13 protein-coding genes and 11 pseudogenes are annotated in these 24,741 nt (G+C 62.1%); 6 read left to right on the top strand and 18 right to left on the bottom strand.

Annotated features, from left to right (window positions below; all coding sequences use genetic code 11):
• Positions 1–31: 31 nt before the first annotated feature.
• From ACZ1HK_RS13725 to bchF, 12 genes and pseudogenes are all read right to left on the bottom strand, one after another.
• Positions 32–319: pseudogene (locus ACZ1HK_RS13725) on the bottom strand (hypothetical protein); the annotation flags it as partial.
• A gap of 3 nt (positions 320–322) precedes the next feature.
• A complete protein-coding gene (gene puhC, locus ACZ1HK_RS13720) occupies positions 323–832 on the bottom strand; it encodes a photosynthetic complex assembly protein PuhC (RefSeq protein WP_472629160.1) in 510 nt (169 codons plus the stop codon).
• A gap of 16 nt (positions 833–848) precedes the next feature.
• On the bottom strand, positions 849–1,298 hold the full coding sequence (puhB, locus tag ACZ1HK_RS13715; protein ID WP_472629159.1) for a photosynthetic complex putative assembly protein PuhB: 450 nt from the start codon (positions 1,296–1,298) through the stop codon (positions 849–851).
• Entirely contained in the window at positions 1,253–1,504 is a 252-nt protein-coding gene (locus tag ACZ1HK_RS13710) for a hypothetical protein (protein ID WP_472629158.1), read from the bottom strand. The genes puhB and ACZ1HK_RS13710 overlap by 46 nt, the downstream gene beginning before the upstream one ends.
• A gap of 39 nt (positions 1,505–1,543) precedes the next feature.
• A complete protein-coding gene (gene puhA / locus ACZ1HK_RS13705) occupies positions 1,544–2,326 on the bottom strand; it encodes a photosynthetic reaction center subunit H (RefSeq protein WP_472629157.1) in 783 nt (260 codons plus the stop codon).
• Positions 2,327–2,339: 13 nt separating this feature from the next.
• Positions 2,340–3,768, bottom strand: a pseudogene (locus tag ACZ1HK_RS13700) (PucC family protein).
• Positions 3,765–4,454 (bottom strand): annotated as a pseudogene (gene bchM / locus ACZ1HK_RS13695) (magnesium protoporphyrin IX methyltransferase). Before bchM ends, ACZ1HK_RS13700 begins: the two co-directional pseudogenes overlap by 4 nt.
• Complete coding sequence (gene bchL / locus ACZ1HK_RS13690) at positions 4,455–5,375, bottom strand: ferredoxin:protochlorophyllide reductase (ATP-dependent) iron-sulfur ATP-binding protein (RefSeq protein WP_472629156.1); 921 nt, start codon at positions 5,373–5,375, stop codon at positions 4,455–4,457.
• A 49-nt stretch (positions 5,376–5,424) separates the two neighbouring features.
• Positions 5,425–9,003: a magnesium chelatase subunit H gene (locus tag ACZ1HK_RS13685; RefSeq protein ID WP_472629155.1), complete on the bottom strand. Its 3,579-nt coding sequence runs from the start codon at positions 9,001–9,003 to the stop codon at positions 5,425–5,427.
• Positions 8,975–10,529, bottom strand: a pseudogene (bchB, locus tag ACZ1HK_RS13680) (ferredoxin:protochlorophyllide reductase (ATP-dependent) subunit B). The gene ACZ1HK_RS13685 and the pseudogene bchB overlap by 29 nt, the downstream one beginning before the upstream one ends.
• Positions 10,526–11,811, bottom strand: a pseudogene (locus tag ACZ1HK_RS13675) (ferredoxin:protochlorophyllide reductase (ATP-dependent) subunit N). Before ACZ1HK_RS13675 ends, bchB begins: the two co-directional pseudogenes overlap by 4 nt.
• Complete coding sequence (gene bchF / locus ACZ1HK_RS13670) at positions 11,808–12,293, bottom strand: 2-vinyl bacteriochlorophyllide hydratase (RefSeq protein WP_472629154.1); 486 nt, start codon at positions 12,291–12,293, stop codon at positions 11,808–11,810. Before bchF ends, ACZ1HK_RS13675 begins: the two are co-directional and overlap by 4 nt.
• A 291-nt stretch (positions 12,294–12,584) precedes the next feature.
• On the opposite strand from bchF, the gene ACZ1HK_RS13665 reads away from it, so the two are divergent.
• From ACZ1HK_RS13665 to ACZ1HK_RS13640, 6 genes and pseudogenes are all read left to right on the top strand, one after another.
• Positions 12,585–13,424 (top strand): cobalamin B12-binding domain-containing protein, encoded by an 840-nt coding sequence (locus tag ACZ1HK_RS13665; protein ID WP_472629153.1) that lies wholly within the window; start codon positions 12,585–12,587, stop codon positions 13,422–13,424.
• 36 nt (positions 13,425–13,460) lie between these two features.
• Entirely contained in the window at positions 13,461–14,915 is a 1,455-nt protein-coding gene (ppsR, locus tag ACZ1HK_RS13660; RefSeq protein WP_472629152.1) for a transcriptional regulator PpsR, read from the top strand.
• Positions 14,916–14,965: 50 nt separating this feature from the next.
• Positions 14,966–15,877 carry a chlorophyll synthase ChlG gene (gene chlG / locus ACZ1HK_RS13655; protein WP_472629151.1) on the top strand — a complete coding sequence of 304 codons (912 nt, stop codon included), beginning with the start codon at positions 14,966–14,968 and terminating at the stop codon, positions 15,875–15,877.
• Positions 15,874–17,124, top strand: coding sequence for a BCD family MFS transporter (locus ACZ1HK_RS13650; protein WP_472629150.1), 1,251 nt, complete (start codon positions 15,874–15,876; stop codon positions 17,122–17,124). Before chlG ends, ACZ1HK_RS13650 begins: the two co-directional genes overlap by 4 nt.
• 2 nt (positions 17,125–17,126) lie before the next feature.
• Positions 17,127–18,310 (top strand): annotated as a pseudogene (locus ACZ1HK_RS13645) (geranylgeranyl diphosphate reductase).
• A pseudogene (locus ACZ1HK_RS13640) lies at positions 18,307–18,834 on the top strand (isopentenyl-diphosphate Delta-isomerase). The pseudogenes ACZ1HK_RS13645 and ACZ1HK_RS13640 overlap by 4 nt, the downstream one beginning before the upstream one ends.
• Positions 18,835–18,951: 117 nt before the next feature.
• Here the strand turns inward: ACZ1HK_RS13640 and dxs are convergent.
• The 6 genes and pseudogenes from dxs to pufB form a co-directional block, all read right to left on the bottom strand.
• Positions 18,952–20,869 (bottom strand): annotated as a pseudogene (gene dxs / locus ACZ1HK_RS13635) (1-deoxy-D-xylulose-5-phosphate synthase).
• A 108-nt stretch (positions 20,870–20,977) separates the two neighbouring features.
• Positions 20,978–22,128, bottom strand: a pseudogene (pufC, locus tag ACZ1HK_RS13630) (photosynthetic reaction center cytochrome PufC).
• A 3-nt stretch (positions 22,129–22,131) separates the two neighbouring features.
• Positions 22,132–23,140: pseudogene (gene pufM / locus ACZ1HK_RS13625) on the bottom strand (photosynthetic reaction center subunit M).
• A 105-nt stretch (positions 23,141–23,245) separates the two neighbouring features.
• Positions 23,246–24,067: pseudogene (gene pufL / locus ACZ1HK_RS13620) on the bottom strand (photosynthetic reaction center subunit L); the annotation flags it as partial.
• 140 nt (positions 24,068–24,207) lie between these two features.
• Positions 24,208–24,375, bottom strand: coding sequence for a light-harvesting antenna LH1, alpha subunit (pufA, locus tag ACZ1HK_RS13615; RefSeq protein ID WP_068361690.1), 168 nt, complete (start codon positions 24,373–24,375; stop codon positions 24,208–24,210).
• Between the two features lie 12 nt (positions 24,376–24,387).
• A complete protein-coding gene (pufB, locus tag ACZ1HK_RS13610) occupies positions 24,388–24,540 on the bottom strand; it encodes a light-harvesting antenna LH1, beta subunit (RefSeq protein ID WP_472629149.1) in 153 nt (50 codons plus the stop codon).
• Between the last annotated feature and the right edge of the window lie 201 nt (positions 24,541–24,741).

Below are 24,741 nucleotides of genomic sequence, written 5' to 3'. Positions count from 1 at the left end.
GCTCCCAAGCTGCTGATTCCTCTGTGACCTCGACCTCTTCCGAGAAGGAAAATTCACACAGCTCCATGAACTCAAAATCGCCAGTCATGCGGGTCCATAGCTGTTCCAGCTTCGACGCACGGGTGATGCGGGCGGTGCGTTCTTCGCGCACAACCTCACCGTAGGGCGCCATGACGGGCGGGCCTTGGACCTGCACCTCGTCACCGGGGTTGATCACGGCCCCATTGAGGAATTTCACATGCGCATGGAGGCTGTCGAAGCAGTGGCTGACTTCAACCTCACACGGCGCGGTTTCGAATTCTCGTGTCAAAAGACCCATCTTCTATTCCTCCAAGATGCGCGCGAAGGCGGCTTCGTTGGTGGCGCCGAAGCCTACAAGCTCGGCACGGAAATCAGTGAAATCATCGCGCAGGCTGACGCGGCCATCGGCGTAGCGCACCACGCGGATCGGCTCAGAGGCCTCAAGCCCCACGGCGCCGCGTTCGCGTTCCAACACGCGGTAGACGCCAGCGACAAAGCCGCCTTCATCGGCTGCGAAATCGGCGACAACCTGACCATCCAGGCCAAGCACACGAGCCGAACCGTCAAGCTCTGCAAAGATGCGCACCGTGCGTTCGGTCACGATGGGCACGTCCGCCTCGGACGGGGGCATGGCTGACAATGGTCTGTCTGTCAGGCGCGCATAGGTCACGATAATCAGCACGCAAAGGCACAGGATGAACATCGCGCGGATCAGAACCGTTGGGATCATCTCCTTATCGCGGTCGACCAGCTTCTGTTCCGGTCTTGATCGGACCGTCACAGGCTGCGGTGTTGTGGAATCGAGGGTCATTGGTCGTTCTCCTCCTTCATTCCGCGGGTTGAGCGGCCATTTCAGGCACGCGGGTGACTTGGATCATCGGGGCTTCGGACACAGCGGTCTGCGCCGCGTCCGAAAGAAGGTCAGCTACGCGCTTGGCATCGGGGATGCAGCGCAAGGCGGGCTGGGTGTGCTTCATTTTCCACGGGCGCACATGCGGCCATGTCATGATGTAGGAAAAGCCCATGCCGCCTTCGGGGTTCATCTCTAGCGCGATGGTCCCATGGCCTGATTTGCGCAGGCCAAGCGTGGCGTTGTGGACCTGCTTGAACGGCAGGTTCAGCGTCATGGTCAGCGCGGCGCCAATCCGCATCGCGACGCGCTTGTTGGTGACGGTATAGACGGTGGCCTTGGCCTGAGCCAAAGCCACCAACATCAGAAGCACGCAAACGATCAAACCCAGGACCAGGAAGAACGACGCTGCGGTCGCACTTTGCACCCACGATTCCGTTGCCGCCCCGCCGATGGTGCGCCACGCGAAAGAAACATGAAATAGCCTGCGACCCACCACAGGCTGAGGGCTTCTTTCGCCAGCGTCCACCAATGGGGCTGACCCTGCCAGAGGATATGCTCCCCCTCTGGCAGCATCTCGGGAAGGCCACGGACCGGCTCGGTCTGGAAGTCGTCGTGGTGGTCGTGGGGCATCGGTCTGTTGCTCCTTGGGTTACGGTTTGGCTGCGTCGGTCAGAGCAGCGGTTCCATGCGATCCTCGTCGGCGTAGAGAATGCCCGCGCCGTAGTAGGCGGAGATCTTCTCTTCCTCGAGCTTGGTGATCTGGGTGGACGATTTGGTGATCGGCACTCCGGCAAAGTGCTTGCCGTGGATCGAATTGATCGTGACGCGGTTCCAGATCTGGCAGAAATGGATTGGCACAAGGCGTTTGCCGCCGCCGTGATCTGCATCAAGCTCGATCTCAAGGTAGCGAACCAGCTGCTCCGGCGCGTCGATCCACATGTCTGAAATCACACCAACTTCTTCACCGTCTCCGCCCCGCACAACCTTGCCGCGTGGGTCTTTACCGGCACTGACGCGATAAGCTTCGGTCGCACCCATCGGCACAATCTTGGCGTGGCCGTGGCCGTCCAGTTCCGGCTCATCCCGGCGTGGCGTCCATGCGCCTGAGCCGACACCAGCCTTCATCGGGTCGCCGACAACATCCCAGGGGTAGCCAGTGGAGGGGCGCTCCCGCTCCATCACGTCATCCAGATCGTGGCGGCGATGCTCTTCTTCGTTCTCTGCCGAAGGGACAACCACCTTACCGCGCCCATGGGGCAGTTCGAACGTCTTGGGATCAGGCACCGGGAACGGGCCCTGATTGGCCGCTTCGCCACCTTCCTCAGACTCGAGCGGATAGCCCTCCCGCATGTTCTCTGTCTGCAGGTAGTAGATCAGCAGCGCGAAGAAGATCCAGAACAGCCAGATCGAGAGGCTGGCGAGATCGAAGTTACCAAAGAATGCATTTTCCATGGTGTGGGTCCTTTCAAGTGGGGAGGTCGGCGAGGCCGATTTTGGCCCCCATCTGTAGTTTTGGTCGTTCTGGTTCTGACAAGCGGCCCAAGGGCCACAAGCGTTGCGAAAAGCAGGAAGATCTCGAAATGGTAGACGACGGAGTAGCCCGTCGCCGCGTTCCCGAGGGCCTCGCCAAGTTGTCCGGACATGGCGAGGGAATTGACGCCATCGCGGATCGCTCCGCCCATGGCGATTGATAGGCCGGCCGCGGTGGCTTGCGCTGCGCCCCATGCGCCAAGCGCTAAGCCGCGGCCTGCGTTTTGCGTCGTTGGCATGGTCATTGCCGCCGTAAGTGTGGCGACAGAGAAGAGGCCGCCGCCGAGGCCGATGGCACAGGCGCCGATGAAGAAGAGCTCCGACGATCCCCAAGGATTGGAGAAGATCACAGCCGAGAATGCGAGAAGCCCGAAGAGGAGGCCACGGCTGGCCATACGGAACGGGTTGATGCCCTGTGCAAGCCAGCGGGCGGCAAGGGCGAAACCCGTCAGCGCGCCTGCGGCCCATGTGGCGGTGAGGAGCGTGGTAGCGGACACGGACAGGCCGAGGATTTCGCCGCCATACGGTTCCAGCAGCACGTCCTGCATGTTGAAGGCCATGGTGCCCAGGAACACGACGACCAGAAGGCGACCCGCAGTCCCGCCGTTGGCGTAATCGGCCCAGGCCTCGCGGAAGGTGGGGCCAGCGACGGCACGCTCGGCCTTCGACATCGGGCGCACGGTTTCCTGTTTCCACAGCGCGGCGACGTTCAGGACGAGGGTGAGGACGGCGCAGGATTGGATGACCTGGATGAGTTCCAGCGGGGTGAATTCACGGAGGAACCAGCCGATCACCACGGCGCTGACGCCCATGCCGATCAGGAACATCACGTAAAGAAGTGCCACGACGCGGGGGCGTGTTTCATCCGTGGCGCGATCCGCGGCGAGGGCGAGGCCAGCGGTTTGGGTCATGTGCATTCCGACGCCCGTCATCACAAAGGCGAGGCCTGCGAGGATCTCGCCGGCGAACGGGATGTCGTAGGTTGTTTGCGTGACCTCTCCGCCCAGGACAAGCAAACAGGCGGGCATGATGGCGAGGCCGCCGAATTGCCAGAGCGTGCCGAACCAGAGGTAGGGAATGCGTTTCCAGCCGATGGCGGATTTGTAGGTGTCGGACTTGAAGCCAAGAAGCGCGCGGAAGGGGGCGATAAGGACAGGGAGGGCGACCATGCAGGCGACGAGGAAGGCGGGCACCTGAAGCTCCACGATCATCACGCGGTTGAGCGTGCCGAGCAGCAGGACGGCGGCCATGCCGACGGAGACCTGGAAGAGCGAAAGGCGCAGAAGCTGGCCGAGGGGAAGATCCTCGGACGCGGCATCTGCAAAGGGCAGATAGCGGATGGATATGCGTTTCAGCATACTCATGCGCGCACCTCCAGACAGGCGGAGATGTAGAAGCCGGACGTAACCTGCTCACGCGTGAGCAAGGGGGTTAAGCAGTTGTTTTTCAACAATTCTCGCTGAATCGATTTTTCCGAATGCGGGATCATCACGGGCGAACGGTCGCTGCGCGGGAACAGCTTCCCGAGGCCGAAGAAGGCCATCAGGAAGGGCGTACGGGGGGCAACGGTGAAGACGATGTGGGGGCAGCGTTCGGCCAGACCTGCCAGTGCGCGGCCAAGGTCGGGCGCGGTGTAGTAGATCATCGAGATCCATCGCCATGACGTGGTCGAATGCGCCAAAATCTGGGGACAGCATATCTTCCGAGCGGAACGTCACGCGATGCGCGAGGTCGTCAGGCAGGCGTTTGGCGGCGATGTCGATGAGTTGCGGGGAGATGTCGATGGCCACAACCTCAGCCCCCGTTTCGCGAGTTCCTCGGTCATCGCGCCGGTGCCGCAGCCCGCATCAAGCACACGCCGACCCGTCAGATCCTCGGGCAAGGCGGCCAGCATTGTCGCACGCATCCGGTCACGGCCCGCGCGGACGGTCTGGCGGATGCCAGAGACCGGCGCGTCAGAGGTCAACCGCTCCCACGTTTTGGTCGCGGTGCGGTCGAAATAGGCCTCTACCCGATTGCGGGTGGCGTCATATGTGGGCGTGTTGATCACTCAGTCGAACCCCAGCAATTCAAAGATGTCACGGTCTTCCAGCGGCGCGGGCGCAAGCGGGTCGGTGCCCGCATAGAGCACCTCGGCCAGACGGATATATTCGGCGCGGCACTGCACGATGTCTTCGTCATCGGGCATCTCGAACAGGGTCTTCTTCTTCAGTCGCGAGCGGCGGATCGCGTCAACATCGGGCATGTGACCGATGCGCTTGAAGCCCACCACGTCGCAGTAGCGATCAACCTCGTCCGTGTCCTTGGAGCGGTTGGCGACGCAGCCCGCGAGACGGACGTTGTAGTTCTTCGACTTGGCCTGCACGGCAGCGATGATCCGGTTCATCGCGTAGATGCTGTCGAAGTCATTGGCGGTGACGATCATTGCGCGGTCGGCGTGCTGCAATGGCGCGGCGAAGCCACCGCAGACCACATCACCCAGCACGTCGAACAGAACGACATCGGTGTCTTCCAGCAGGTGGTGCTGCTTCAGGAGTTTCACCGTCTGCCCCACGACGTATCCGCCGCAGCCGGTGCCAGCGGGCGGGCCACCGGCCTCGATGCACTGCACGCCGTTGAAGCCTTCGGTCATGAAATCTTCGGGGCGGAGTTCTTCGGCATGGAAATCGACATCCTTGAGGATGTCGATGACGGTGGGCTGGAGCATCCCCGTCAACGTGAAGGTACTGTCGTGTTTGGGGTCGCAGCCGATTTGCAGAACCTTCTTGCCAAGCTTGGAGAACGCGGCGGACAGGTTCGACGAGGTGGTCGATTTGCCAATGCCGCCCTTGCCGTAGACCGCGAAGACCTTCGCGCCTTCGATCTTCATCGAGGCATCCTGATGCACCTGCAACGACCCTTCGCCGTCCTGACCTTTCAGGATCGGGGGCGATTTGATCCCGCGTGCCTCAAGCCCGGCGGCTTCACGCATCGCGGCGCGGGCGGCGGGGGATTTTTCTCGTCCAGCATCGGGTCGTCTCCTATTCCGCAGCCACGTTGAGGCCTTCGAGGGTATCCTCGAGCTCGTCCGCGCCGGCCTGCAGCGCTTCCAAGGTGGCCTCATCGGGTTGCCAGTAATTCCGTTCGTGGGCCTCCAGCAGGCGGTTCGCCATGCGGGCAGAGGCTTGGGGGTTCAGGGCCGCGAGACGGCGGCGCATGTCTTCATCCAGAACAAAGGTCTCGGTCAGGCGCTGGTAGACCCACGGGTCCACCTGGCCCGTGGTGGCGGACCAGCCCATGGTGTTGGTCACCTGCGCCTCGATCTGCCGGACGCCTTCGTGACCGTGCTTGAGCAGCCCTTCGAACCATTTGGGGTTGAGCGAGCGCGAGCGGGTCTCCAACGCGACCTGTTCCTGCAACGTGCGGACCTTGCCGTCGCCGCGTGTCTGGTCGCCGATGAAAACGGGCGCTTCCGCACCGCCCTTGGCGCGTTTCACGGCGCGAGAGATGCCGCCGAGCGTGTCGAAGTAATGATCGACGGTAGTAACGCCCAGTTCGACGGATTCGAGGTTCTGGTAGGCGAGGTCCACGTCCTTCAGGGCGCTTTGCAGCATGCCGGCGTTTTTCTGGGCCTTGCCGTTGACGCCATAGGCGAAGCATTTGCGCGCCTCGTAGGCGTCGGCGAGTTCATCTTCTTCGCCCCAGGCGCCGCTATCGACCAGCGCGTTGACGTTTGAACCGTACGCACCTTCGGCGTTGGAGAAGACCCGCAGGGCAGCTTCTTCCATCGGGACGCCCATCTTTTCGGCGTAGTCGAGGGCGTGGGCGCGGACGAAGTTCTGGTCCAGCGGTTCGTCAGCCGTGGCGGCCTTGTAGGCGGCCTCAGCCAGCATGCGGGTCTGGAGCGGCAGCAGGTCACGGAAGATGCCCGAGAGGGTCATGACGACGTCAATGCGGGGGCGGCCCAGTTCCGTGAGTGGGATCAGGTCGGCCCCGCCAAGGCGGCCGTATTCGTCGAAACGGGGCTTAGCACCGAGAAGGGCAAGGGCCTGCGAGATCGGGCCGCCGTCGGATTTGATGTTGTCGGAGCCCCAGAGGACGAGGGCGACGGAGCGGGGCATTTCATCCGCCGCTTCGATCAGCTTTTGCGCCTGCGCAGCACCATCTTGCAGGGCGAAGGCGGTGGGCATGCGGAACGGGTCGAAAGCGTGGATGTTGCGGCCCGTGGGCAGAACCTCGGGCGAGCGGATCAAGTCGCCACCGGGGACGGGTTCGATGAAGCGCCCTTCGAGGGCGCGCATCAGGCCCTGAATTTCGGATTGCTGGCGGAGGAGGTCTGCGATCTTGGCGCGCGTTTCCTCGGTCGTGTCGGCCATGACGCGGAGATGCTCGGCGAGTTCGGGTTCGCCCATGGGCTTGCCGAGAATGTGGAGGCCATCGGGGATCAGCGCGTCTTCGGTCTCCAGCAGTTTGAGCCAGAGGGTGTCTGGTGTGCCCTCGAGGTCCACCGCTTCGGCCTGGGTGGCGATGAGCGCTTCAAGGTCGGCGCGTTCGGGGGCGTTGGGTGGCGTGGCGCGGTAGCGAGTGAGGCTGTCCTTCAGCTCTTGCAGACCTTTGTAGAGACCCGATGCGGCGAGCGGCGGGGTCAGGTGCGTGATCGTCACGGCATTGGAGCGGCGCTTGGCGAGGGTGGCCTCGGACGGGTTGTTGGAGGCGTAGAGGTAGACGTTCGGAAGCTCGCCAATCAGGCGGTCGGGCCAGTCGCGGGCGCCAAGACCGGCCTGCTTGCCGGGCATGAATTCAAGCGCGCCGTGCATGCCGAAATGCAGCAGGACGTCGGCCTGGAACGTGTTGCGGAGCCAGAGGTAGAATTGCGTGAAGGCATGGGTGGGGGCGAAGCCCTTCTCGAAGAGAAGGCGCATCGGGTCGCCTTCGTAGCCGAAGGTGGGCTGGACACCGACGAAGACGTTGCCGAATTGCTGGCCGAGAATAAAAACGCCGCGTCCGTCGGACTGGATCTTGCCGGGGGCGGGTCCCCAGACGGATTCGATGGCGGCGAGCGGCGACGTATTGGCGACGATCGCATCGGCATCGACATGGGCGGCGACGTTAGCCTCTTGCCCGTATTGCTTGGCATTGCCTTGGAGCACGGCTTCGCGGAGGGCATCAACAGAGGTGGGGACTTCGACGTCATAACCGCGCAGTTTCAGGCTCTGCAACGTGTTGTAGAGACTTTCAAAGACGCTGAGATAGGCGGCGGTGCCGATGGCGCCGGCATTGGGCGGGAACCCGAAGAGAACGACACCGACCTTCTTTTCGGCATTCTGCTTGCGGCGAAGCACGGCGAGGCGGCGGGTCTTTTCGACAAGCGAAATGATCCGTTCCGGACACGGGGCCATCGCCTTGGTATCGGAGGTGCCTTCGCAGGCCATGTGGCAGCCGGTGCAGCCGTCCGTGCCGTGCCTGCCACCGAAAACGGTGGGATTGGTGGCGCCGTCGATTTCGGGCAGGGCCACAAGCATCGTGGTCTCGACCGGGCCGAGGCCGCCGTCGCAGGACGCCCATTGGCCCAGGGTCTGGAACTCGATCGGGTGTGCGGCGATGTAGGGCACATCGAGAGATTTCAGCACTTCGACCGCGGCGGCGCTGTCGTTGTAGGCGGGGCCGCCAATCAGGCTAAAGCCTGTAAGCGAGACCAGCGCGTCGATCTTGCCGTCCGCGAAGTAGGTATTGATCGCAGGTCGCCCGTCGAGGCCACCGGCGAACGCTGGCAACACGGCGATTCCGGCCTTCTGCATCTGGCGGATCACGGCGTCGTAATGGGCGGTGTCGGACGCCAGCAAATAGGACCGCATCATCAGGAGGCCGACGGTGGCGACCGGGTTTTCCGGCTGCGGCAGATCGGCGGCGTCGGTGGTGATGTGATGATCCGGCAGGTCGGGGTGATAGAGGCCAACCTCGGGGTAGTCGATTGGATCGGCAGCAGCGGCGCCACGGAACGCTGCATCGCTGGCATAGCGTCCAACGAGAAAGCGCACCATCTGCTCGACATTGTCGTCTGAGCCGCCCAGCCAGTATTGCATGGTCAGGAACCACGCACGCAGGTCCTGCGCCTTGCCAGGGATGAACTTGAGAATCTTCGGCAGGCGGCGCAGCAGCTTCATCTGCTTTTCGCCTGAATTGGCTGAAGGCTCTTTGCTGCCGCGCAGCTTCTTGAGCAGCTTCATCGGCCCGGAGGCAGGCTTTTGCATGTCCAACTCGCCCATGCGGGTTTGCTGGACGATTTCCTTGGACGAGATGATGCCGATCATCGCATCGCAATCATCGCGGCGCGCCTTCAGGTCTGGCAGGATCGCGTTGATGTGTTCTTCGATGAACAACAGGTTGGTGACGATGATGTCGCCGTGCTTAACGGCCAGCTTCGCCTCTTCTAGCGCCTCGGGGGTCTCGGCCCATTCAGCGGCGGCATGGACGGAGACGTTGAGGCCGGGGAATTCGGCGGACAGGCGTTCGGAGACACGCGCCGCAGGGCCTGCGACGTGGTGATCGAGGGTCACGATCACTACCCGATAACCGGGGATATGTGTGTCGTCACCGCGCAAAGTGGGCTTTCGCCTCATAAAGGGTGTCGAGGGAGATTTCGTGCAGGCCCTGGTCGGCTGCGAATTTCTCGGTGTTGCGGCGCGCTTTGCCGCGCACGAAGAAGGGGATCTTTTTCAGTTCTTTTTCGGCGTCCGCGAGCCAGACCATGACGTCGGAGCCAGTTTCCGCAGGCGCGCTTGAAGCGCTCGTCTACCGCTTCTGGTGCGCGGGCGGCTTCGATTGGCTTTGGGGCATGACCGCCGTGATGGCGTTGGACCTGCTTCATCATGGAATTCGAAATCTTCGCGGAACATGGCCAGAAGGTGCTCTTCCAAGCCCATGACCAGCGGGTGAATCCAGGTGTCGAAGATCACATTCGCGCCTTCCCAACCCATCTGGGGGAATAGCGCGCCGGGAAATCTTGCACGTGGACGGGGGCGGAGATGACGGCGCAGGGGATGCCCAGCCGCTTGCCGATATGGCGCTCCATCTGGGTGCCGAGGATCATTTCGGGCGCGGCATCGGAGATCGCCTGTTCGACTTCGAGGTAGTCGTCGGTAATGAGAGCGTCGACACCGAAATCCTTGGCCAGCGCACGTATGGGGCGGGCGAATTCGCGGTTGTAGCAGCCGAGGCCCACAACCTCGAACCCCATTTCATCGCGGGCGATGCGGGCGGCAGCAGCAACATGGGTGGCATCACCGAAGAGGAACACGCGCTTGCCAGTGAGGTAGGTGCTGTCGACGGATTTGGACCACCAGGGCTGGCGCAGGCGAGAGAGGTCTTTTCGCGGCTCTACACCGCAGAGTTGGGCCACTTCTGCGACGAATTCATGGGTCGCGGCGACGCCGATGGGGACGGTCTTGGTGTAGGGCTGGCCGCAAGTGCGCTCCAGGTGGCGCGCGGCGGTTTCGCCATGTTCGGGATACATGAGGACGTTGGCATGGGCGGCGCACCGAGACGTGTGATGTCTTCGGGGGTTGCGTCGAAGGGCGCCACGACATTCACGCCGATGCCCATTTCGTAGAGCAGGCCTTTGACCTCTTCGATGTCGTCCCGGTGGCGGAAGCCGAGGGCGAGCGGCCCGAGAATATTCACGGTGATCTCGGGCGTGCGCTCAATAGGCTGCGCGAGGTGGCGGACGATCTGGTAGAACGTCTCATCCGAGCCGAAGTTCTCCTTGCGCTGGTAGGAGGGCAGTTCGAGCGGGATGACGGGGACGGGGATGTTCATCGTCTCGGCCAGACCGCCCGGATCGTCCTGGATCAGCTCGGCGGTGCAGGACGCGCCGACGATGAGGGCCTGGGGCTGGTAGCGGTCATAGGCGTCCTGGCAAGTGGCCTTGAAGATGCCGGCGGTGTCTTCGCCGAGGTCGCGGCCTTCAAATGTCGTGTAGGTGACAGGCGGGCGATGGTCGCGCCGCTCGATCATCGTGAAGAGCAGGTCGGCGTAGGTGTCGCCCTGCGGGAGCGTGCAGGACGTAGTGCAGACCCTTCATTGCGGTGGCGACGCGCATGGCGCCGACATGGGGCGGGCCCTCGTATGTCCAGACCGTCAGCTTCATTCCGCAGCCTCCAGTTTCAGGAGGGCGCGGCGGCGGACGGGGCGGGAGAAGAGGCCTGCAAGGTCGCCTGCCTGTTCGTAAAAGTGGACCGGGGTGAAGACGAGTTCGATGGCCCATTTGGTGGTCAGGCCCTCGGCTTCCAAAGGGTTGGCGAGGCCGAGGCCGCAGACGGTGAGGTCGGGGCGGGCGGCGCGGACGCGGTCGAGTTGTTTGTCGACGTCCTGACCTTCGGAAATCGTAGGGCCCGCCGGGATCAGATCCATATCGGGGCCGACGAGGCCCTTGTGGATGTAGGGCTGGCCGATCTCGATCGCTTCCATGCCGCATTCGCGGGTGAGAAAGCGGGCGAGGGGGATTTCCAGCTGGCTGTCGGGCAGGAAGAAGATGGTTTTGCCGTTCAGGTGTTCGGAGGCGTTGGCGATTGCTTTGCGGGCGCGGGCGCGGGGGGCGGCGGTGACCCGTTCGAACGTCTCATCATCGACGCCGAATTCGTCGGCGATGGCACGGAGCCAAAGGGTGGTGCCTTCTTCGCCAAAGGGGAACGGGGCCTGGATGTGGTGGGCGCCGCGGCGGGTGAGGGCGGCGGCGGTGTCACCGAGGAAGGGCTGAAGGCAGGCGAAGAGTGTGTTGGGGCCGACGCCGGGGGCCTCCGAGCTGTGCGAGGGGCGGGCAGGACGCGGATGGGGCCAATGCCCATTTGCGTCAGAAGGCTGACGGCTTGGTCTTCGACGACATCGGGAAGCGCGCCAACGAGAAGGAGTTCGCGTTGGTCGGTCGAGGGCAGGACGGGGACCATAGAGGCGAGGCAGGCATCTTCGCCCTGGGTGAACGTCGTCTCGATGCCGGAGCCGGAGTAGTTCAACACGCGGACATGGGGGGCGTGAACTTGGGTAAGGCGCTCGGCGGCGCGGGCGAGGTCGAGCTTGATCACTTCTGACGGGCAGGAGCCGACAAGGAAAAGCTGTTTGATGTCAGGCCTGCGCGACAGAAGGCGGGCAACTTCGCGGTCCAACTCCTCGTGCGCGTCGGCCAAACCGGCCAAATCACCCTCTTCGAGAATCGCGGTGCCGAAGCGGGGTTCGGCGAAAATCATCACGCCCGCAGCGGATTGCAGAAGGTGCGCGCAGGTGCGGGAGCCGATGACAAGGAAGAAGGCATCCTGCATCTTTCTGTGCAACCAGATGATGCCTGTGAGGCCGCAGAAGACCTCTCGCTGGCCGCGTTCCTTGAGGATCGGGGCGTCACGACAGGTGGTGGCGGGGACGGAAGTGGGCGTGTTCATATGCGGGCCTCCGCGTCGAGCCGGGCCATGCGCAATTTCCACACGAACTGAGCGGCGTTGATCACGTAAGCGCCATAGGCGGCCAAGGCGATCCACATCTGCGTGTCGGCTGGCCAACCGTCCAAGAGGGCCCAGACATAGGCAAGGTGGAGCGCGATCACGGCAAAGGAAAAGACGTCTTCCCAGAAGAAAGCAGGGGCGAAAAGGTATTGGCCGAAAACGACTTTTTCCCAGATGGCGCCAGTGACCATGATGGTCAGCAGGATGGCGGTCTTTACGATGATGGAGGCCGTTGCGGCGACATAGCCGACATCGGACCAAAGGTAACGCAGGACCAATGCAAGCGAGACGACGAAGACCAGGAACTGCAACGGCGCAAGCACACCCTGAACCTTGGTCCAGACTGTGGCGTCGCGGCGTTGGCGTTCCTCAGCTGTGTAAAGCTGCCTTGATGGCAGCTCCGTTAAGGTGTCGCTCGGCATTCGATTACGATTCCTCCAGGCCCTCCCCAAACGGTAGGGCTGTAAACCCGATAGTGTCAATCTAAACTTACACTTTTGGAGGAGCTCTCCAGTGCGCCGGCCTCAGTTTCCGCAGATGCCGCAGCGCCCATGTTTTCTTTGCTTTTCTCGACGCGAATGATAGGAGTTCTTCGCTTGCACGGCGGCCAATTCGTTGCAGTGTCAATTTCCTTTGACATTTGCAACCCGACTCGGCGACACTCTCGCCACGACGGCTGGCTCCCGTAAGAGCGCATTCCGCACGGGGACTCCGTGTTTCGTGAGCAAAGGTTTGGCATCACGATGGCCGACGATCGCAGATATGCACCACCTGTGCCCGCCGTTTTGGCGGGTCCTGACGTGCGTGGTCTTGCGCGACAAGCCATCCGAATTCTGGCAAGCCGAAGCGAAGAGCACACTGATCGCCTTCGCGCCCGTCTGGATCATTTGTGCGAAGCGTTTCTGTCTGAAGAGGAAGAGGCGCGCCACGCGGCCATTCAGAATTTGCGCAATGAAGGTGTGACCGACCCGGAGATCATCGACCATGTGATCCCGGAAGTGTCCCGCATCTTGGGCCAACGGTGGGCCGATGATACATTGAGTTTTGCCGAAGTCAGCATTGGGTCGGCCCGTTTGCAGGAAAGCGTCCGCGCGCTCATCGCGCGTGACATCGCGCCATTGGACGCGGGCGACCATCTGAATGCCCCGCGCATCATGCTGATCATCCCGCGGCCCGAAGACCATACTCTGGGCACGTTCGTGGCCGCCGATCAGTTCCGCCGCTTTGGATATGCTGTGGACATCGTCGTCGACCAACCTGCGCGCCAGGCCGCGCTTGAGGTAAGAAAACATAGATATGTGATGGTCGGACTTACAATCGGCGGTCGCAGAACACTTGCATCAGCAAAAGAATTGGTGGAAATAATTCGGACGACAGCAACACGCGCCACACCCATTGTTCTTGGTGGATCGTTTGTGGAAACCGAAGACGGTTTGAAGCAGGCAACAGGTGTGGATCATGTCGCTGTATCGGTAAGGGACGCGCTTAAGAAGTGTGGCTTGGACATCGTGAGGGCAGACCCCTCTCAGAATACGGTGGCGAGTCATGAATGAAGATGGGGAACGATCTGTGACGGAAAGTAGGTTCCTATGAACACGCGCGGATCAGATTTTTGGGATCAACCCTCGACGCCCCCGATTGGGCCCGAGCAATTCAACGAGATCGTCACCACGGCGGCGGATCTCGCGATTGTCCTCGACACCGAGGGGAAGGTTCATTCAGTTATCACCAACCCACTGAACCCGACGCTTGGGCGTCTCGACCATTGGAAAGATCGCGACATTCGCGATTTCCTGGCCGAAGACAGCATGCCCAAGATCGAGGCGCAGTTGCAGGCCTATCGCAGCGGCGAAAAGGCCAAGGTCGATGCGATCGAGGTCAACCACTTCGACAATGCGAATTGGGAATTCCCGATCCGCTACACGCTCCACAAGACCGGGCGTGATAATATCATCCTTATGTTGGGTCGCGATCTGCGCCCGATTGCCGAGCTTCAGCATCGCCTCGTCAAGGCGCAGCTGGCGCTTGAGAAAGATTACGAGACACATCGCGACTACGAGACGCGCTACCGGGTCATCATGGAAGCCGCGCGGGATGCGTTGGTTCTGGTCGACGTCGGAACCGGTCGCATTGTCGATCTGAATTCCTCGGCGGCGCAAATACTTGGCGCTGAGACGGAAACTCTGACCGGATCAGCCTTCACGCAGGAATTCGAAGGCAAGCGACGCGGCGAGTTTATCGAAGGGCTTGTCCTTGCGGCGGGCGATGAGACCGCGCGCTCGGTCACTGTGCAAACGCGCCGCTCCGAAGCGGAAGTTGTGTTGCACCCGATGGTGTTCCGGGCGGCTGGCGACAAAACCCTTCTTTGCCGGATTGAGACGGCAGGAAATTCGGAGTCCGTCGCCGCCGAGCTGAGCCAGGTTCTGTCCGCGCTATATCGGGATGGGGCCGACGCCGTTGTCTTTACCGATGCCCATGGCGTGATCCGGTCGGCAAATGATGCCTTCCTTGGCCTGTGTGATGCGGGACAGCTTGCCGATGTAAAGGGCAAGTCGCTTGGCGATTTCCTTGCGCGCGGATCGGTCGACCTGAAGGTGCTGATCGACAACGCAGCGCGCAACAAGAAGATGCGTTTGTATTCCACGCGGCTGGAAGGTGAGTTTGGCTCACAGCTTTCGGTCGAAATGTCCGCGACGCACTTAAGTGCAGCAGGTCGTGCCGGATTTGCGTTCATCATCCGTGATACGAGCCGGATGGAGGTTGTGCGCGAACCGATCAGCGCCCTTCCGGGGCCTGCCCCGATGTCCGACGATGCGATGCGCAATGTCATGGATCTTGTGGGCTCCGCTCCGCTGAAAGACATCGTTTCCGCCACGACGGATGTGGTCGAAAAGATGTGCATCGAAACGGCGGTGGAACTGACGGACAACAACCGCGTCGCCGCGGCCGAGATGTTGGGTCTTTCACGCCAATCGCTTTACGTGAAGCTGCGGAAATACGGGCTTCTGGCGAAGAACGACAGCTCGTCCAGCGATCAAGCGTAAACCTGCCTTTACACTTGCCGACTCGTAAGGTGTCAGCTTAAGCTGACACTATGAGTGTAACGACCGACCTCAATACATCGGAAACGCGCCGCACGTTGCCCGAACCACGGGCCGTTCTGACGCTTCTGAAGCCCATCACATGGTTTCCGCCGATGTGGGCGTATCTTTGCGGCGCAGTCTCGGCTGGCGTTGCGCCGTCCGGGCATTGGCTGGTGCTGGGGTTGGGCGTGGTTTTGGCCGGTCCGGTTGTGTGCGGGATGAGCCAGGCGGCGAATGATTGGTGTGACCGCCATGTCGATGCCATTAACGAGCCGAACCGTCCGATCCCATCGGGCCGCATTCCGGGTCGCTGGGGTCTGTGGATCGCGCTGATCATGTCGGTCATTGCAGCGTTGGTTGGTCTGGCGCTTGGCCCATGGGGCTTTGGCGCGACGCTTGTCGCCATCGCCGCCGCATGGGCCTATTCGGTGGAGCCAATCCGCATGAAGCGGTCGGGCTGGTGGGGGCCGGGCCTGGTTGGCCTGTCCTACGAGAGCCTGCCTTGGTTCACGGGTGCTGCCGTGTTGTCCGCTGGCGCGCCGTCCTGGCCTGTGATCATCGTCGCGCTGCTTTATGGCATTGGCGCGCACGGGATCATGACGCTGAATGATTTCAAGGCGTTGGAGGGGGATCGCCAGATGGGCGTGAACTCCCTTCCCGTCACGATGGGGCCGGAGCGGGCCGCGAAGCTGGCCTGCGTGGTTATGGCCGTGCCGCAGATCATTGTGATCGGGCTCCTGATTTACTGGTCCCTGCCCTTCTATGCGCTGGCCATCGGTGTCTCGCTGGCCCTGCAACTGGCCGCGATGCGCGTGATGCTGCGCGATCCGAAGGGCAAGGCGCCCTGGTACAATGGCACCGGCGTCACGCTGTACGTGCTTGGCATGATGGTCACAGCCGTCGCAATTCGGGGGCTGACATGACCCTGGGCTGGGGCGGCATCGCGCGGTTGTGCCTGTGCAACATGGCCATCGGCGGACTCGCCGCACTGCCTGTGAACCTGTTCAATCGGCTGATGACGGTGGAGCTGTCTTGGCCTGCATTGTTGCCCGGTCTGCTGGTGGCTCTGCATTACGGCGTGCAGATGACGCGGCCGTATTGGGGGCACCGCTCGGACGCGAAGGGGGGACGGACGCCGTTCATCCTTGGTGGGATTGCCGCTGTTGGCCTTGGTCTTGTGCTGACCGCATACGGGATAGCGCAGCTGACTGGGACGGTAGCGTTGGTGGTCTGGATCATCGCCTATGCGTTGATCGGGCTTGGCATTGGCGCCGCAGGAACATCCTTCCTTGCGTTGCTGGCGACCGCTGCACCGGATCATCGCAAGCCTGCTGCCGCCACCTTCGCCTGGCTGACGCTGATCTTCGGGGCGATCATCGCGTCCATCGGGACTGGTATCGCGCTGGAGCCTTATTCACCGGAACGATTGCTGGCGGTTGTGCCCGTGGTGGCACTTGTGTGTTTGGCGCTGGCCTGCGTTGCAACGGCGGGTGTGGAAGCCCGCATCGGGGCGGTCCCTGCCCCGGATGAACCTGAACTTGGGCGCGCGTTGCGCGCGACATGGGCCGATCCGGCTGCGCGTGCGTTTACCGGATTTGTCTTCCTCTCAATCCTCGCCTTCTACCTGTCCGAGCTGGTGCTGGAGCCCTTCGCGGGCCACGTTCACGGGTTGCCGCCGGAGGATTCCACCAAGCTGAGCGGCGGCAAAGATGGCGCCGCCTTGTTGGGAATGTTGGCCGCTGGAGCGCTGAGCCAGTTCCGCATCGGGTCGCTTCGGATTTGGGCAATGGTTGGCTGTGTGATTTCGGCCGTTGGTTTGATCGGCCTTGGTATGGGATTGAATTTGCTGGCCTTTACGGTCGTGCTCGGCCTTGGCAACGGCTTGTTCGTTGTGGGCGCCATCGGGTCGATGATGCGGCTTGCGTCGGAACGCCAAGGCGCTGCAGGCACGCGCATGGGCGTCTTTGGCGCGGCGCAGGCCGTCGCCGCTGGCCTTGCTGGCCTGATCGCCACCGGCATCCTTGATATCGCGCGCCTCGCGCTACCCACACAAACCGCTTACGCCACGGTCTTCGGGCTTGAGGCGATCCTGTTTCTTGCCGCAGCACTTGTCGCTGGCCGGCTTCTTCATGCACGGCCCTCAGAGCCTCAGCTACAACCGGGAGAGTAACCATGATCTATGACGCCATTGTCGTGGGCGGCGGGCCATCGGGCGCCACCGCAGCCGAAGATCTGGCACGCTCGGGCCATACGGTCGCGTTCATCGATCGTGCCGGGCGGATCAAGCCCTGTGGCGGGGCTATTCCCCCGCGCCTGATCCAGGATTTTTTCATTCCAGATGAACAGCTTGTGGCGAAAATCACCACGGCACGGATGATCTCTCCAACCAAGCGCAAGGTCGATATTCCGATTGAGAACGGCTTTGTCGGGATGGTGGATCGCGAGCATTTCGATGAATTCCTGCGCGACCGTGCGGCTTTGGCCGGGGCGGATCGGCGGACGGGTACGTTTACCAAGATCACCCGTGATGAAGGCGGCACCCATGTGCATTACCGCGACAAGGAAAGCGGCGAAGAGAGCGTGCTGACCGGCAAGATCGTGATCGGCGCAGATGGGGCGCGATCGAACGTGGCGCGTGCCGAGGTCGAAGGGGGCGACAAGATCCCCTATGTCATTGCGTATCATGAGATAATTGAGAGCCCCGGACCGCGTGGGGAGTATCATCCAGACCGCTGTGACGTGATCTATGACGGTGCGATTTCGCCCGATTTCTACGGCTGGGTGTTCCCGCATGGCAATTCCGCGAGCGTCGGGATGGGCTCGCTGGTGAAGGATGTGGATCTGAAGCAGGCGACGGCGGCTTTGCGCGTTTCAGCAGGCCTGGATGACTGCAAGACGATCCGCAAGGAAGGTGCGCCAATTCCGCTAAAGCCTTTGGATCGTTGGGATAATGGCCGTGACGTGGTTCTGGCCGGAGATGCGGCGGGCGTCGTTGCACCGTCGTCTGGCGAGGGCATTTACTATGCGATGGTCGGTGGGCGCGTGGCGGCGACTGCTGCGGCGGCCTGCTTGCAGAGCGGACGGGTGAAGGATCTGCAGCTCGCGCGGAAGCTGTTCATGCGCGAGCACAAGCAGCGTCTTCAAAGTCCTGGGCGCGATGCAGAACGCCTATTACAAATCGGACGAACGGCGCGAACGTTTTGTCACGCCTGTGCCATGACATTGACGTGCAGCGCCTGACGTTTGAGGCGTATATGAACAAGAAGCTGGTCAAGGCGCGGCCCTTGGCGCATATCAAGATTGGTATCAAAAACCTGGCACATTTGACCGGAATCGTGAGCGCAACACGGGCATGACTATTCATATTCCGACATGGGTGGATGGCACCCTTCAGCCGGTTGAGAAGCTGGAGGCGCATCAGCGCGGGCTGCGGCACAAGGCGATTTCGGTGTTCATCCTGCGGGACGGCAAAGTGCTGCTGCAACGGCGGGCATCTGCATAAATATCATACGCCCGGTCTATGGGCAAACGCCTGCTGCACGCATCCCTATTGGGAGGAAGACGCGCTGACCTGTGCCACGCGCCGGTTGGACGAAGAGCTTGGAATCAAAGGAATTTCCTCGATTTTCGCGACACGGTTGAGTACCGCGCCGATGTTGGTGGTGGATTGATCGAGCATGAGGTCGTGGACATTTTCGTCGGTGAAATGCCTGAGGGTGTTGAGCCGGTGATGAACCCAGACGAAGTGATGGACACGATCTGGACGCCGCTGGACGGGCTTGCGGAAGAGGTTCTGCGCGCGCCGGATACGTTCACGCCGTGGCTGCAGATTTACCTGCGGGAACATGCGGGCGTGATCTTTGAAACTGCGTCCAGCTGAACGGATATGCGTTCAATTGAACGCTCTTTTCGCGAAAAATGCGTTCATCTGAGCAGAGTTTTTGCCGCGCGGTGAGGCGATGCGAGATCTGCTCAGGTGAACGGGTTTCGACCCGGCTCAGGCGCGAGATTTCTCTTCGAACTGACCCACGGCGACGCCGAGCGCATCAAGCGCCTGGGTGGCGATGTCGTCGGCGGTCAGGCCCGCATCGGCGTACATGTCCGCGGGGCTCGCCTGATCGATGAAGCGGTCGGGCAGATGCATCGTGCGGACGGCGCAGCGGCCGTCGAGTTGGCCGGTGGCGGCGAGATGGTGGAGGACGATGCCGCCGAAGCCGAGGGTCGCGCCTTGCTCAACCGTGATAAGCGCGCCGTGGTTTGCCATGAGGCCGTCCACCAGTTCGGTGTCGAGCGGTTTGGCGAAACGGGCGTCGGCGATGGTGACGGAAAGGCCGCGAGCCTCCAACGCGCGGGCGGCGTCTTTCGCTTCTTCGAGATGCGCGCCGAGGGAGAGGAGCGCGATGTCGCTGCCTTCCTGAAGGATGCGGCCTTTGCCGATGGGCAGGACATCGCCCGTTTCCGGCATGTCGACGCCCGTGCCTTCACCGCGTGGATAGCGCAGGGCGATGGGGCCGTCATCGTGCGCCGCGGCGGTGGCGAGCATGTGAACCAGCTCGGCCTCATCGGCGCAGGCCATCACCGTCATGTTGGGGAGCGCAGCGAGGTAGCCGATATCGAACGCGCCGGCATGGGTCGGGCCATCGGCGCCCACAAGGCCCGCGCGGTCAATCATGAAACGGACGGGCAGGTTTTGCAGGGCGACGTCGTGCACAACCTGATCATAGCCGCGTTGCAGGAAGCTGGAGTAGATCGCGCAGAAGGGTTTGAGGCCGCCGGCGGCCATGCCAGCGGAGAAGGTGACGGCGTGTTGTTCGGCGATGCCGACGTCGAAGACCCGGCGCGGCATGGCCTTTTGCATTGTGGCAATCCCGGTGCCGCCGGGCATGGCGGCGGTGACGCCGACGATGCGACTATCGGTCTCTGCCATGCGTAATAGGGTCGATCCAAAGACGCCGGTATAGCTTGGGGCGTTGGGGGCAGACTTCTTTTGCTGACCCGTGGCGACGTCGAATTTTGCAACGCCGTGATAGCAATCATCGGACAACTCGGCGGGGCTGTAGCCCTTGCCCTTCACGGTGACGGCATGGATCAGGATGGGACCATCGGCGCGGGCCTTGGCGGCGCGCAGCGTGGTGAGCAACTCGCCCATATCGTGGCCGTCGATGGGGCCGACATAGGTGAAGCCCAGATGTTCGAATAGCGTGGCGGAGGGCTGATGCCCGGTGACGAGTTCGCGGGCGCGTTCAGCACCCTGGCGGATCGGTTCGGGGAGGTGCTGCGGCCACGCCATCGGCAATGTCTTTGAGGGTGGCGAGCGGGCTTTGCAGGTCGGTCAGGTAGCGGGACATGGCACCGACAGGCGGTGCGATGGACATTTCATTGTCGTTCAAGACGACGAAAAGACGTTTGCCGAGGTCGCCCGCGTTGTTCAGCGCCTCGTAGGCCATGCCGGCGGAGATGGAACCGTCGCCGATAACGGCGATGGCGTCGCCCGTGGCCTCCCCCAGGTCGCTCGCCATGGCGAAGCCGAGGGCGGCGGAGATGGAGGTGGAGGAATGCGCGGCGCCGAAGGGGTCGTATTCGGACTCGGCACGTTTGGTGAAGCCGGAGAGGCCGCCCTTTTGACGAAGGGTGCGGATCCGGTCGCGGCGGCCGGTCAGGATCTTGTGGGGGTAGCATTGGTGGCCCACGTCCCAGACGAGTTTGTCGTAGGGCGTGTTGAAGACGGCGTGGATGGCGACCGATAGTTCGACGACACCAAGCGATGAGCCCAGATGGCCGCCGGTTTCCGAGACGGCGGAAATCACCTCAGCCCGGAGCTCATCAGCGCAGGTGGCAAGCTCGGCATCTGTAAGACGGCGCAGGTCAGAGGGATAGACGACGCGGTCGAGGACAGGGGTTTCGGGGCGATCCATGGGTCATTCTCCGTCTCTGTTGGGCTGTTTAGGCCCTGATACCGGCGGGGTCTGACATCCGCCGGGATCGTCAAACGGCGGCAGGGATATCCCCGCCGCCGCGTTTTCTTATTCCGATGCGGCCTCTTCCCAGGCCGAATAGTCCGGCGGGCCATCGATCACGTTCAGCTCGGGCCAGTTCGCGATCACGTTCAGGCCATTGCAGCGGCTGCTGATAGCCCTGGTGACACGTGCGGCAGGCCGCCAGCGGCGCGTCGCCATAGACCGGGCCAAGGCGGTTTTCGGGATACACATCCTCCAGCGGGAGGAGGTAATCCGCGATCATCTCTTGCACCATGATGATGCCAAGCGATGCGGTGCCCCATTGCGGCGTGTTCTGCGCGCCGTCGTAGAAGGCACGAGAGTTGTGGCAGAAGACACAATTCACACCCAGCGAGTTCGCGATGTAGTTCATGAACCCGTAGGTCATCTCGGCCTGCTGGATCAGCGGATCACCGGGCTGCTGTTGCACGCGGCTTTCGAGATCATGCACCGCGATCTGGTTGTACCCGCCGCCTTCGGCTTCCAGCAGGTAGGTTTCCAGATAGGTGGACGGCAGCGACGTGAAGTTCGACGTCATCGTCGCCCGGTTCTGGATCGCGGGCCAGCCTTCGGCGTTGGAGTTCACCGGACCGACACGGAACCAGATGTTGTTGGGCACCGGTTGGCCGCGGTGGCAGGTGTAGCAGGTGACGCCGACTTCGTAGTTGGCATTCACATGCGCATCCCAGTTCACGTTGATGTTGCGGGTCATCAGCAACATGTTCCGCGCAACGACCTTGGTATAGAGGTCATCGTCGGCATATTCGCCATCCGCCGCATTGGCGTGGCAATAGGCACAGCCTTCTTCCGGCGCGACCCACTGGGTCATCGCGTTCATCAGGCGGTTAAAGTTGAGATCCGTGAGTTCGCCCAGGACCTGGACGTTTTCATAGATATCACCGGCCAGTTCTTCGCCCGTCTTCCGGGACCCACGGCTCATCCGTGTAGAAATCGATGACAGTGGGGTCGCCAGCGGCGAGGTCACGGTCGAATTCCTGCACGTGCATGCCGGTGCCACGGGGGCCGGTCTGCATTGAGCTTGTCGCATAGGGTTGCCCCCAGGCAATGATCATGACGGCGACGAAGATGGCCCCACCCAGGGCCCCCACCGCGATGGCGGGGCCGAAGATATTGGTGGGATTGTCATCGTTCCATTTATCAAACCACTTGGGAAACATCTCTTACTCCTCCCCACGGGTCACGCCGCCGAACTCCTCGTATGAGCCGTAGGCCTCATAGCCGTAGGGTTCGAGGTAGTCGGGGGCGAAGTTGTGTTCCTGGGCCCAGATGAACCAGTTATCCACGACCGTGCCGGTCAGAAGGATCCCGATCCCGCCGGTGATGGGCGTCAGAACCGCGAACCACCAGGCCCAGCGGTGAATGCCTTCCATCGTGGCGTTGAAGCCCATGGTCCAGCGCCAGAACAGACCGGCACGCTCGGACGCGGTGCCGCGGTCGATGATCTGTTCCAGACTCGCGGTCGCCGCCGTAGCGGGAGACGGCGAGGATCGTGGCGCCGTGCATCGCGAAGAGCAGGACGGAGCCGTAGAGGAACACGATCGAAAGCGCGTGGAACGGGTTGTAGTAGAGGTTGCCGTACCGGATCGAGAACGCGGTGGTCCAATCGAGGTGCGGGAAGATGCCGTATGGCACAGCCTCGGACCAGCTGCCCATCAGGATCGGGCGGAAGAGGCCCAGCACGAGGAACAACCAGATCGCGGCGAGGAACGCCCAGGCGATGTGTTTGCCCATCTGGTGTTGCACCGCCAGAAGGTAGGTCCGCAGCCACCAGAACATCACCGAGATCAGCAGGAAGAAGCTGGAGATGATGTACCAGCCGCCATCGTTAAGCGGTGGCATGGACAGGCCATGTTCCGGCCCCGGAGGCTCAAGCGCCAGCCAGAAGAGCTGCCGAATGAACTCGGGCACAGACCAATCGACCTGGCTGAGCATGTTGAAGCCAACGATGTTGAACCAGGCCAGACCCGTCGCAAGGCTGATCAGACCGGCCCAACCAAGGTAGATGGGACCAAGCTGTGCATTGCCCAACCAGCCAAGCAGGGTCGAAAATCCGCCGTCGCCATAGCGCTTGCCGCCAAGGATGTTGTCGTCGGTAAACTCCATCCCCGCTTCGGGTTCGCCTTGAACCTGCACTTGCGTGAAGATGTTTTGGTATTCGAAGTAGGCCATTATTCGGACCCTCCCTCGGCTGCACCCGATGACGTCGGTATAGCCAGCCTCAGTCCCGTAGGTCACAAGACCGGTGGTGTCATAAAGCGGGGCAGGCGGGTGATCGGGCCAGATCGGCAGATCAAGCCACCAGTTCCACCATTCAGGCCAACCGGACGTCCAGACCGGGCCGGAGATGATGATGCAAACCGCGCTCATGAAGCCCGCCGACAGCGCCAGCAGCAGGCCCACACGGTGGATGCCCAGCGTGCCGACGGAATAGCCGATAAAATCACGGAAGAACGTGTCTTCGTGATCCGGCGTCTTCATGATCGTGCCTTTTTGCGGGTTTGCCGCCGACAGGATCAGGCCACCGTGCAGCGCCAGCGCGAAGGTCGTGGTAAAGAACAGAGTCACCGCGATCATGTGGGCCGGGTTGTAATGGAAGTGCAGGTAGGCATAGCCCACATTCGACACCCAATCGAGGTGGCTGAAGATCCCGTAAGGAAAGCCATGGCCCCAGGCGCCCATCAGAAGCGGGCGGAACACGACCAGCGTGACATAGGCGAAGATCGCGAAGCTGAAGGCGAAGGGGACGTGATAGCCCATGCCCAGCTTGCGGGAGATTTCGACCTCACGCAGGGCCCAGGACACGAAGGCCCCGACCGCGCAGAAGGTGATGATCTGCCACAGCCCGCCTTCGAGAAGTGGTGCGAGGCCCAGACCGTAGCTGAGGTCAGGCGGCGCGATGTGGATTGTCCAGGGGTTGAACGTGCCCTGCATGGCCGCACCCCAGAAGATCAGGATCGTCCCCAATAGGGCGAAAAAGGCTGTCGTGACCCCGAAGAAGCCCACGTAGAAAGGGCCTACCCAGAAGTCGAACAGATCGCCGCCAATAAGCGTCCCTCCGCGGACGCGATATTTCTTTTCGAAGCTCAGCAAAGCCATGCGCTCTCTCCGGTGTTTGGCGGCGTTGTCCCTCGGGGTAGCCGTCAGTCATCTTGCGTTTTTTGGTTTGCCGCGGGCGGAACGGTGAGGACCCGCCCGCAGCTTTTGTTTTGGATGCCGTAAAGCACGGGGTCGGGGGCTTACTCGCCGCCGAAACCCATGTTCATGGCGGCCGACTCGAACCAGTTCATGCCGGACGACAGAACCACCAGGTGGATCATCGCCGCGAGCAGGAAGAGGAAGACGCCCTGTGCCACGAAAACGCGGCGCGGGTCGAAGATGAGCCAGATCTTGTAGAACTTAGCCATGTCTCGTCTCCCTCAACCGAACCAAGGGGCCCAGAAATACGTGGCGACATGAGCAACAATGGCAACGGCCGAGAACAGCCAGAGCCCGCTCATGTACACCGCGTGCAGTTCCTGCGCCTGTTCGTCGGTGAGACCTGTGAAAGACAGGTCGGAATTATCAGCCATATTTTCCTCCGGAACGTCAGACTGATGCCGCAAACCCTGCGGCCGGGCCCCGACAAGGCCTCATTGCCCTGCCGGCATTCCCCCTCGGCCCTTGCGGGCTTTGGTGGAAGCTCAGTCCCCGGCTCCGGTCGTCACGCCGAGATTTTTGCGTAGCTCAGACCTGCGCACCTGGGTCTAGTCAGGCTTGGTTGCGCGGATCGG

This window comes from Gymnodinialimonas sp. JB5-7 (assembly GCF_055693405.1).
This window is presented reverse-complemented; position numbering and strand designations above follow the sequence as displayed.